This is a genomic window from Lachnoanaerobaculum sp. MSX33, assembly GCF_000512995.1.
In the GTDB taxonomy this organism is placed as follows: domain Bacteria; phylum Bacillota; class Clostridia; order Lachnospirales; family Lachnospiraceae; genus Lachnoanaerobaculum.
The window spans coordinates 1-1369 of sequence record NZ_AZXX01000069.1 but is presented as its reverse complement, the minus strand read 5'-3'; the positions used below and the strand labels follow the sequence as shown (position 1 = coordinate 1369).

Sequence of the window (1369 nt, the reverse complement as noted above, 5' to 3'; positions counted from 1 at the left end):
AAATATATTCTAACACCAACATCATCTGAATGTGGATAAGCTAAGAGAAGAGGTAGCAAAAGGAGGACTTGTTTTAGACTGGATAAACGAAGTCATAGACAAAATCTATGTTTATGATAAGAATACGGTTGAGATTGTTTGGAGATTTGAGGAAGGTGATGAAAAAGATGGATAAAAAAGACGAGATGATGCTTGTAAATCATGAATCCCTTGTAAAAAAGATTTATATTATTAGGGGACAGAAAGTTATGCTTGATTTTGAACTGGCAGAGATTTATGGGTATGAAACAAAAGCTTTTAATCAGCAAGTAAAAAGGAATATTGAAAAATTTGATGAAGATTTTATGTTCCGATTAACTGACGAGGAAGTATCTGAACTTTCAAGGTCACAAAATGTGACCTTGAATAAGAGTGTAGGAAGAGGTAGTAATATTAAGTACAATCCTCATGCTTTTACCGAGCAGGGAATCTAAATGCTGATGACAGTTCTCAAAGGAGAGCTTGCGGTCAAGCAGAGTAAAGCTCTGATTCGTACCTTTAAGAAGATGAAAGACTACATCGTAGAAAATCAAGGGTTGATTGGGAAAAGAGAGTTTTTACAGCTTTCGATGCAGATCACAAGTAATGTCGTGGAAATGCAGAATTTAAGACGAGATTTAAGAGATGTGGAAGATCAGGTAGCAGAAGTGATGGACACCTTAAATAACGTGGTGCATAAATCTGAGCTGTCTGATTTGATTCTCGACCTTAGCAATCCACAGCTCAAATATGGATTTTTACTTTTGAATGGACAGCCGGTCGAAGCGAATCTTGCTTATAAGGACATTTACAGCATAGCGAAAAAGAGTATTTATATCGTCGATAACTACATCGGAGTGAAAACCTTGGTCTTGTTAAAAGATGTCCCTTCATCGGTAAAGGTCATTATATTCAGTGATAACATCGGCAAAGGACTTCATACCCTTGAATATCAGGATTTTTGTAAGGAGTATCCGTTTAGAAAGATAACATTCCAAAAATCCGGTGGAGAGTTTCATGACAGATACATTATTATCGACTGGAATACCGAACATCAGAGAATCTATCATTGTGGAGCATCTTCCAAAGATGCAGGGCAAAGAATCACAAGCATAACGGAAGTGGTCGATCAGATGATTTATACAGACCTTATTAATAACCTATTGAAAAATCCGGTGTTGAAGTTAAGATAGAAGTGAAGCAGATTGGAAATTTAATAAAATGTATCCAATACTTGACACAAGGGCAGTAAAGAAAAAGATAAATTAAGTACAGGCGAAAGTTTTAGTATTAGTTTTATTAATGATCATTGGAAAAGAAAATGGGATGATGACGATTATCAATGGGATTC

At 35.6% G+C, this 1369-nt stretch carries 1 protein-coding gene and 1 pseudogene; both read left to right on the top strand.

What is annotated here, in order from left to right:
- The first annotated feature begins 31 nt into the window (after window positions 1-31).
- Window positions 32-175, top strand: coding sequence for a hypothetical protein (locus tag HMPREF1495_RS13785; RefSeq protein ID WP_158609907.1), 144 nt, complete (start codon window positions 32-34; stop codon window positions 173-175).
- Window positions 168-1211, top strand: a pseudogene (locus HMPREF1495_RS07850) (ORF6N domain-containing protein). Before HMPREF1495_RS13785 ends, HMPREF1495_RS07850 begins: the two are co-directional and overlap by 8 nt.
- Window positions 1212-1369: the final 158 nt, after the last annotated feature.